This window comes from Agrobacterium tumefaciens (assembly GCF_009649785.1).
Taxonomy (GTDB): domain Bacteria; phylum Pseudomonadota; class Alphaproteobacteria; order Rhizobiales; family Rhizobiaceae; genus Agrobacterium; species Agrobacterium tumefaciens.
Map to the genome: position 1 here is coordinate 164,687 of NZ_WJOK01000011.1, position 8,969 is coordinate 173,655.

Below are 8,969 nucleotides of genomic sequence, written 5' to 3' on the forward strand. Positions count from 1 at the left end.
AAGGCAGCGGCTCGGCCAACATTCTTGGCCGTTCTTCCACAATTACCGCGATCGACACAAGGCGGTCGGAAGCGTTGTGACGGCCTCACCGCAAACTCGAAGCCCGAAAGCTGACAATTATTTCCGGTAGACCGTGAGTACCCCATGAGGCTGATCACTGCAGGTGTTGCGCGCACTCAAAGGAGCGGCCAAGAACGCCTGCCAGATATCCTAACAGACGGCAAGCAGGACTTTCTCCACCACGCTGAACGGGGGACATGGTGGTCGTAGAACTTCATTCATGTTTGAAGTCCTCCCAACTGTGCTCGCAAGGCTGCGTTTTCGGTTTCTAATTGCATCAGTTTTTCACGAAGAGGAGCGACTGCCTGCTCGACCTGCTGTTGGGTGTAGCGCGGAGTAATATGCTGGGGGCAGTTCCAGTCGTACGCTTCAAGCCGAAGCCTGAAAATCCCCTCCGCACGGCCTTTATATGTGGGGTCGGATACCAAATCGTTGAGCGTCGGGTCGGCATCAAGTGTCAGCCGATCGACATGGACATAGATTTTGAGCCTCGCCCTTCGCGCATAATCCATCAGAAAAAGACAGGCCCGGTCATTGGCAGCCAGATTGCCGGTGCTGATGTACTGTCGGTTACCGCGATAATCGGCAAAGGCCAGAGTTCGTTGATCAACGACTTTGAGAAAACCGGCATTGCCTCCACGATGTTGAACGTAGGGCCAGCCCGTTTCCGAGACCGATGCCATATAGAAGCTGTCACGTGCGGCGATGAAAGCGATCTCGTCTTCTGTGAGGGTATCGGAGGGACGGCTATCATTACCCAACCAGATCTGGTCCACGCCCATGGCAGACTGAGCGGCTCTGACGCTTGGCGTCACGGCGACTTCAAGGAAATGATATGGCATGTCTCAATCCCCTGTTAACGCAGGCTCGCACCACTGTGTCCCGGTGTGAGCCTAAGTTGTCTTATAGCAAGCCCGATTTTTTTGCGCTGCTATATCCTTCAGATCTGGCGTAGACGTTAGTCCTGCAAGCCCTAGCCTGCAACTTGCCAACGCATCTCGCCGCGATCAGCGACGATCCGACCAAGGCCCGGGAGAGACGATCAACAAAAAGCTCGGCATCGGGGTAGTTGTTTCTTACCACCAGGGACCAGTCCACCCATGTGGTTCTGGATCGTTCATGGCTAAAGCACCCGGTCTCCAGGCCAGGCTGGGAAGCCTTCACGCCATCTCAGGCTGCGCGGATCCCATTAGCGGCGCGGAAGACTTCGAATGCGCGTGGGACGCGTTAAGTCGCCGAGCCACAATGTCATGGTTGAGCCACAGAACTGGACCGGAGGGTTCGGAAGATTCACCGAAGATTAGCTGCCCTGTTGCCGTCACAACGAGACTGCTCAACAGATCGCTGATCATCACCTTGCTATCCCGATGCATCTGGGTGATTTCGTTGGACGTGCCGATGGTGAGATCAGCCTGCGCCTGGCTGTTTGCCATGGGCCATGCCGAAAAGTCATAGAACGGACGCATGACATCGCTGGCCTGCATGGCGGCGATCTTGCCGAAGACGTCTTCCATCGTTAGGCCATCTACCAGCAGCTGCTGGCAGGCCTGCCACTGGTCATCTGCCCATTGGCCGCCGTTTTCTTTCTTCAACGCAAGCAGCAGCGGTATCAGGGGCAGCTCGATACCGGTGAACACATCGGACGAATTGGTCCGGATTTCGGGGCAATTATAAACTGTTGCCTTGATCCCTTTAGCCCAGGCTTCCTCTGCAATGCCTTCGAGCCGCATCTTCGCGTAACCCTGGGTGTAGTTGGTGTAGGTCTGCCAACGATAACTTCCGTCGATGAGGACCGCCGATCCGTGATAACCATAGGCCGTATATCGCACTTGACCGCCTGAAGCTTCAACGCGCTCGCGGATCGCCGCACTGAAATCGATGAGATGGCGAAAGGTGTTTGCGGAGACGTCGTCAAAATTCTGCAGGATGAGTTTTCCCATGTCACTGTCGAGCAGGGTCTGCGAGGACATGTGGCGGGTTCCGGTTCCCTTGTAGATCCGATTAGCGATAACCAGGAACACCTTCGCCTTCGGGATGCCGCCTGCCATTGTGTGGGCGAAGAAAACATTGCGGCCATCGGCGATCATACCGTCGAGAACGGTCATGACTTTCGAAAGCGATTCCGTAAAACGCGCATTGGCAATGTCGCGGCATTGCCTGACATAGTCCCAGTCGAGCTTGTCGTGCTCCCAGCTCTCAAGCGTCATTTTTGCCAGGAGATCGGTGGGAGTCGGCCCGTCTGCGGGCGCATCGCGATCGAAACCCGCCATAAGAGGTATGTTGATGATCCTGCCGCCCAGCTGGGCCTCCGCCGAAGACAGTTCATCGGCGTCGAGCGGCCGCAGCGTGTTGTTCTCGTCACGCCGCCCGACGGTGATCCCCACAATCTCCATTCCAGCCCGTCTCGCTTCGTCGAGCAAGCCGGTGGCGTATCCGCGGCCGAACAGTTCGCCGAAGAGTACGAAAACGTCGCCTTTACGGAAGACCGTGTTTTCAGAAAGGCGATTCAATGCAACCGGATTTTCCATGCTGTCAACTCTTTAAAGTTTGTCATCGAACACTGGCTCGTGCAAGTTTTGCAAAGACATGACCGCATTGGCACGGAATGGGAACTCATTTTCGGTGACCGTTCATTTCAAAACGTGAAGTCGGTCTCTGTTCGCCCTACAATACAGGGGACGCCGAGGCTGGAGGATCGGCGCGCCGATACCAAAAAAGAGCTCGCTGGAAACATCGCGCCTCTCCAGTGGCGCACCACGCCGAATCTTGTCGCGTCGAAGACTGTTCAGACTGCCTTCTCGCAAGTTTGCAAGAAGACCGGTATCGACAAAATATGCACCAACGACCAGGCTTACGACAAAGATAGGCATCCTCGTTATCAATTGTCGCCAGTCGAACGCTCTCGGATCAGCTCGATGAAGGCACGCAGTTTGGCTGGCATGTGTCGCCGTTGCGAGAAATAAAGGCTAAGTCCCGGATATTCGGGAGACCAGTCTTCCAAAACAGGAATGAGATCGCCTGAGGCAATATGGGGCGCAAGTGCATGTTCACCCAGATAGGCGAGCCCAAATCCGGCAAGAGCGGCCTCCAGAATAAGGTCAGACCCATCAAATGTCAGATGGCCGCTGACATCGATCAAGTGTGTTTCCCCGTACTTCTCAAACTCCCAGCGATAGAGTCTCCCGCTTGTCATGCGCATCTGGATACAGACGTGCCGGGCGAGATCGGCTGGGACGACAAGCTTTGAACGGCCGTCGAAGTAGCGCGGCGAGCCGACGACGAAAGACCGCATTTTCGGAATGATCGGTACGGCCACCATGTCGGGCGAGATAGCCTCGGCGAGACGAATGCCCGCATCGAAACCTTTGCCGATCACATCCACGAGCGCATTTTCGGTCACTATCTCGATGTCGACATCCGGGTATCGACGGCTGTACTCGAGGATGAGCGGCTGCAGCAGAATGCGCGCCGCGCCCGGCGCCATATTCAGCCGGAGTCTCCCGGAGGGCCGATCTGAATGTTCACCGACATTTTCGATCGCCTTCTCGAGCGTCTGCAGGGCAGGTGCGATTTCAGATAGGAATTGCTCACCGGCTGCAGACAAGGACACGCTACGCGTGGTGCGGTTGAAAAGCCTGACGGCAAGGCGCTCCTCAAGTGCGGCGATCGCATGGCTCAAAGCCGATGACGACATACCCAGTTCGCGCGCGGCAGCCCGGAATCCACCGTGACGCGCGACGCCGGCAACCGCTTCAAGCTCGATCAGGCTTGCCCTCATTGCGCAATCCAGTTCATCAGGCTGTCCGATTTTGTCCTACTACACGCAACACTTACCGCATGCCATTTTTGCTGTGAAGCCATCACAGGAGAAGAAACATGCACATCATCGATCGGATCTATATCAACGGGGCGTTTGTCACGCCGCACGGCGATCAATGGGCGCCGCTTTTCAATCCGGCAACCGAGGACCAGATCGGCAGCGTGCGGCTCGCAGATGAGCGGGACGCCGACCGCGCAGTTGCTGCCGCCAAACGCGCTTTCCCAGCCTTTTCGAATACGACCAGAAAAGAGCGGATCGACATGCTGAACCGGCTGCATGCCGCGGTGTCCGCCCGAACCGACGATCTGGCGTCCGCCATGCGTGAAGAATACGGTGCGCCATCGGGCTTCATCGGCTTTTCAGCGTCACGCGCAGGTAGCGTCTTTCTCGACATGGCAAGAACGCTGAAGGACTACGAGTTCCAACGCCGCATGGGCAGCGCCGATGTCGAGATGCGACCGTCGGGTGTTGCCGTGGCGATCACGCCCTGGAACAGCAATTACAGTTTTATCTGCGGCAAGCTCTCCGCCGCCATTGCAGCCGGAGCAACGATGGTGATCAAACCTTCGGAGATGAGCGCCCTGCAGACGCAGGTGATCACTGAATGTCTGCACGCGGCCGGTCTTCCCGATGGCATTTTCAATATCGTCACCGGGTATGGAGGCGTCGTTGGTGCGGCACTGACGGCTCACCGCGACGTGTCCAAGATCACCTTCACCGGTTCCACTGCCACAGGTCGCGGCATTGTTCAGGCGGCCGCGGCCACTATGAAGCGCGTCACAATGGAACTTGGCGGCAAAAGCCCCAGCATCATTCTGGACGATGCCGATCTTGAGGTCGCCATCCCGCAGGTGCTGGTGGCAGGGTTCCGCAACAGCGGTCAGGCCTGCATTGCCGGAACCCGCATTCTTGCTCCAGAAAGCAGGTTCGGTGAAATCGAGGAACGGCTAAGCCACACCATCAAAGACTTCAGGTCGGGAGAACCGGCCGACGAACAGGTTCAGGTTGGTCCGATGGTCAGCCAGAAGCAGTGGGATCGCGTGCAAAGCTATATTCGCCTGGGACAGGAGGAAGGCGCCAGACTGCTGGCAGGCGGCGAAGGTCGTCCGGAAGGGCTGCAGCGCGGCTGGTTCGTCAAGCCCACCATCTTTACCGGCGTCCGCAACGACATGCGCATCGCGCGCGAGGAGATATTCGGCCCCGTGCTATCGCTGATCTCCTACCGCGACGAGGAAGACGCCATCACGATCGCGAACGACACCGATTACGGCCTGCAGGCGCACGTCTTTTCTTCCGACGTCGCGCGGGCAAAACGCGTCGCAAACCAGATCGAGGCAGGCCGCGTGTTCATCAACGATGCGCCGCATGACCCAATGGTACCATTCGGCGGATTCAAGCAATCCGGCTTCGGGCGGGAATTCGGCGTCTTTGGGCTCGAGGCCTTTCTCGAACCCCGTGCCGTACTGTCGTGACATTTAAAGGCCACGCAACTTTTTAGCTGCGTGGCCTGATGCCACATACCGTCGAGCGAACCCTGTTGGGCGGCCATTGTTGCACCTGGCGTAATGATGAAGTGTGAAGCGCGATCGTTCTCATCACCACGTAATAATAGCAATCTGCAGGTGCGGATCGGGAATTGACCCGAACGATACTCGCAGGAGCGCACAATGAAACTCTATCATCATCCTTTGTCGGGCCACTCGCATCGGGCCCGTCTGTTCCTTTCACTGATCAACCTGCCGCATGAGCTGGTTGAGGTGGACCTCATGTCCGGCGCGCACAAGACGCCCGATTTCCTCAAGATGAACCCGTTTGGCCAGGTTCCGGTTCTCGACGACGACGGCGAATACGTATCGGATTCCAACGCGATCCTGGTCTACCTTGCCAAGAAAACCGGACGGACGGACTGGCTGCCCGATGACCTGAAGAGCGCCGCAGCGGTCCAACGCTGGTTGTCGGTAGCTGCCGGTGAGATCGCTTATGGTCCGGCGGCGGCCCGCCTGGTCACCGTCTTTGGTGCCAAGTTCAATCCGGAAGAAGTCATTAGTCGCGCCCATGCGGTCCTTGGAAAACTCGAAACTCAGCTTTCCGACCGAGAATGGCTGGTTGGCGAACGCCCGACGATCGCTGACGTCGCAATCTACAGCTACGTGGCCCGCGCCCCTGAAGGCAACGTGGATCTCTCCACTTATCCTGCGGTCAACAGGCTGCTTCGTCGTATCGAAGCGCTTCCGGGCTTCGTGGACTTTATCGGGACTCCGGTTGGCCTTGCCGCCTGATCCGCATTCGGGTGCGCGCCGAAGCGTGCCCGATCCCTTCTTAGGAGAGCTGACATGACCGACACTTTGACAAAACTGCCGACATGGCACGAAGGCGAGAAGTTCATCCAGGAAAAAGTCGGTGTCGCCGAGCGTATGGAGGTCGTCGGCCAGCGGGTCGTTCGCGATTTCATGCCGGATCAGCATCGGGACTTCTATGCCCAGCTCCCGTTCATCGTCCTTGGCAGTGTGGATGGCCACGATGACGCATGGGCCACTTTTGTCGAGGGCCGACCCGGCTTCATGTCCTCTCCTACGCCGACCACGCTCGATATCCGCTCTACCTTGGAGCCAAGCGACCCCGCCAGCGAAGGAATGGCGGACGGCAAACCGATCGGCCTGCTCGGCATCGAGATGCACACGCGTCGCCGCAATCGCATGAACGGCTTTGTCTCCACCGCAGCGAACGGTTATCGGATCGATGTGGATCAGAGCTTCGGCAACTGCCCGCGCTACATACAATTGCGGGATTTCCAATTCGAGAGGGCACCCGGCCAACCAAGCCAGAACCAGCGTGAAGACCTGTCCGAGCTTGACGACCTTGCTCGCTCCACGATCAAGACTGCGGACGCGTTCTTCGTTGCCTCCTATGTCGACCGCGAAGACAGGCGCCAGGTTGACGTTTCGCATCGCGGCGGGAATGCCGGCTTCGTCCGCGTTGGCGATGATGACGTTCTCACAATTCCCGATTTCGACGGAAACCTTTTCTTCTCGACACTGGGGAATATTCTGCTGAACAAGAAAGCAGGTCTGCTCTTCGTAGACTTCGCGACGGGCGATGTGCTGCAGATGACAGGCGAAGCCGACGTCATCCTGGAATCACCCGAGATTGCGGCCTTCCAGGGCGCGGAACGGCTCTGGACGTTCAGGCCAACCCGGATCGTCCGGAGACCGAATGCACTCGCACTCCGCTGGGCATTCCAGAAGGATGGATGGTCGCCGAATTCTCTGATGACCGGGAACTGGGCGCAGGCAGCAGACCGGATGCGTGCCACCGGACTTTCAGACACATGGCGGTCGATGACGGTCACCAGGATCGTCGAGGAAAGCACGACGATCCGCTCGATCCATCTCCAGCCAAGCGACGGCGCGGGGTTGCTGCCGCATGCTGCCGGGCAGCACCTCCCGATCCGGCTGGTGCTGCCGGGAAGCGAGCGGCCTGTTGTCAGGACCTACACCCTGTCTGTCGCACCGTCCGATGGCATCTACCGCATCAGTGTCAAACGCGATGGGCTCGTGTCGCAGTTTCTGCACGACAGCATCTCCGTTGGCGACGTGATTGAGGCGCGGCCCCCCGCAGGGGAGTTCGGTGTTGACGCCCGTGCCACGCGCCCTGCAGTGCTCCTTGCCGGTGGTGTCGGCATCACGCCGCTGCTCGCCATGCTCCGTCATGTCGTCTACGAGGGAATTCGCAAACAGCGAATCCGGCCGATCACGTTGTTCCACGCTGCCCGCACGAAAGCCGAGCGACCTTTCGACAAGGAGATTGCCGAACTCGTGGCTGCGGCCAAGGGCGTGGTCCGGTTAGTGCGAGTTCTCAGCGACATCGGCGATGCCACAGAGGGCTCCGACTACGATACTGCCGGCCGTATCGACATGGCTATGCTCACCAAGCATCTGCCGTTCAACGACTACGACTTCTATCTGTGTGGTCCGCCGCAGTTTACGCAGGCGCTCTATGACGGTTTACGCGGCTACAACATCGCAGACGATCGTATCCACGCGGAAGCGTTCGGACCCTCGTCGCTGGTTCGGTCTGTAGAGGCCAAAGATGCCAGGGCCGCCCCTTTGCGTGCGCTGCCATCCGACAAGCCGGTGCCTGTCATATTCACGAACTCGCTGAAGGAGGCCCGCTGGGCACCCGGCTCCGGAACGCTGCTGGAACTTGCAGAAGCACGCGGTCTTCAGCCCGAGTTCAGTTGCCGCGAAGGCAATTGCGGTACGTGCAAAACAAAACTCGTCAAAGGCGCTGTGACGTACCTGAAGGAGCCGACAGCGAAGGTTGACGATGACGAGATCCTCCTTTGCTGTGCCATTCCAGCGAGCCAGGAAGGCGGCATCCAGATCGCCGTCTAAACCAACATTACTACGCCTGACGCAACAGTCACTTCCTGCTTTTCGACGTTCAACAACAACCGGTTACCAATCATCTTGAGGATCAGAGAGCCACGTCTCTCAAAACCATTAAAGGAGAATACCATGTCACGCATTCCTACCCCCGCCACGATTGAGGAGGCGCCCGAAGCCTCACGGCCGATCCTGGAGACCATCCAGAAGCAGATCGGCTCCGTGCCGAATATCTTCCGCCTCGTGTCCAACAGCCCAGCCGCCCTCAACGGCCTCGCCTCGTTGCAGGGTGCGCTCGGCAAGGGCAAGCTTGCACCCGCCACTCGGGAAAGGATCGCCCTGGCTATGGCCGAAGCCAACGGTTGTGACTACTGCCTTTCGGCGCACACCTTCACCGGAGCGAAGTTCGCCAAGCTCGATGAAGCGGAGATCGCTTCGAACCGCCGCGGAACATCGAACGACGCCAAGGCTGCGGCAGCCGTCGAATTCGCCCGCGCCCTGACGACCGCGCGTGGCTCGGTGGCACCAGGGGAAATCGTAAAAGTTCGGGACGCCGGCTACAGCGACGCGGAAATCGTCGAGATCATTGCGCATGTCGCGCTCAATACCTTTACAAACTACGTCAACGAAGCCCTCGATACCGAGATCGATTTCCCGCGTATCGATCGTCTTGCGGCATGACATTCAGGACGGGGTGACACGAG

The 8,969-nt window shown here is 58.3% G+C and carries 7 protein-coding genes; 4 read left to right on the forward strand and 3 right to left on the reverse strand.

Translation table 11 applies throughout. The features are described from left to right. Nucleotides 1–278: 278 nt before the first annotated feature. The 3 genes from GH784_RS14110 to GH784_RS14120 form a co-directional block, all read right to left on the reverse strand. Nucleotides 279–902, reverse strand: coding sequence for a pyridoxamine 5'-phosphate oxidase family protein (locus GH784_RS14110; protein ID WP_035200808.1), 624 nt, complete (start codon nucleotides 900–902; stop codon nucleotides 279–281). Nucleotides 903–1,220: 318 nt separating this feature from the next. After that, nucleotides 1,221–2,588 carry an enoyl ACP reductase FabMG family protein gene (locus GH784_RS14115; protein WP_065687674.1) on the reverse strand — a complete coding sequence of 456 codons (1,368 nt, stop codon included), beginning with the start codon at nucleotides 2,586–2,588 and terminating at the stop codon, nucleotides 1,221–1,223. A 350-nt stretch (nucleotides 2,589–2,938) separates the two neighbouring features. Then, nucleotides 2,939–3,838 (reverse strand): LysR family transcriptional regulator, encoded by a 900-nt coding sequence (locus GH784_RS14120; protein ID WP_013637534.1) that lies wholly within the window; start codon nucleotides 3,836–3,838, stop codon nucleotides 2,939–2,941. Between the two features lie 98 nt (nucleotides 3,839–3,936). Here GH784_RS14120 and GH784_RS14125 point away from each other — a divergent pair, with 98 nt between their 5' ends. The 4 genes from GH784_RS14125 (at nucleotide 3,937) to GH784_RS14140 (ending at nucleotide 8,946) form a co-directional block, all read left to right on the forward strand. After that, nucleotides 3,937–5,352: an aldehyde dehydrogenase family protein gene (locus tag GH784_RS14125; RefSeq protein WP_003517028.1), complete on the forward strand. Its 1,416-nt coding sequence runs from the start codon at nucleotides 3,937–3,939 to the stop codon at nucleotides 5,350–5,352. A gap of 195 nt (nucleotides 5,353–5,547) precedes the next feature. After that, nucleotides 5,548–6,159, forward strand: coding sequence for a glutathione S-transferase family protein (locus GH784_RS14130; RefSeq protein WP_065687675.1), 612 nt, complete (start codon nucleotides 5,548–5,550; stop codon nucleotides 6,157–6,159). A 54-nt stretch (nucleotides 6,160–6,213) separates the two neighbouring features. Beyond that, nucleotides 6,214–8,274, forward strand: coding sequence for a 2Fe-2S iron-sulfur cluster-binding protein (locus tag GH784_RS14135; protein ID WP_065687676.1), 2,061 nt, complete (start codon nucleotides 6,214–6,216; stop codon nucleotides 8,272–8,274). 123 nt (nucleotides 8,275–8,397) lie between these two features. Further along, nucleotides 8,398–8,946 carry a carboxymuconolactone decarboxylase family protein gene (locus GH784_RS14140; RefSeq protein ID WP_025591651.1) on the forward strand — a complete coding sequence of 183 codons (549 nt, stop codon included), beginning with the start codon at nucleotides 8,398–8,400 and terminating at the stop codon, nucleotides 8,944–8,946. Nucleotides 8,947–8,969 lie beyond the last annotated feature (23 nt).

Bases quoted from the DNA above. Each gene is read 5' to 3' on its own strand.
- GH784_RS14110 (WP_035200808.1), bottom strand. From the start codon at position 902: ATGCCATATCATTTCCTTGAAGTCGCCGTGACGCCAAGCGTCAGAGCC.
- GH784_RS14115 (WP_065687674.1), bottom strand. From the start codon at position 2,588: ATGGAAAATCCGGTTGCATTGAATCGCCTTTCTGAAAACACGGTCTTC.
- GH784_RS14120 (WP_013637534.1), bottom strand. From the start codon at position 3,838: ATGAGGGCAAGCCTGATCGAGCTTGAAGCGGTTGCCGGCGTCGCGCGT.
- GH784_RS14125 (WP_003517028.1), top strand. From the start codon at position 3,937: ATGCACATCATCGATCGGATCTATATCAACGGGGCGTTTGTCACGCCG.
- GH784_RS14130 (WP_065687675.1), top strand. From the start codon at position 5,548: ATGAAACTCTATCATCATCCTTTGTCGGGCCACTCGCATCGGGCCCGT.
- GH784_RS14135 (WP_065687676.1), top strand. From the start codon at position 6,214: ATGACCGACACTTTGACAAAACTGCCGACATGGCACGAAGGCGAGAAG.
- GH784_RS14140 (WP_025591651.1), top strand. From the start codon at position 8,398: ATGTCACGCATTCCTACCCCCGCCACGATTGAGGAGGCGCCCGAAGCC.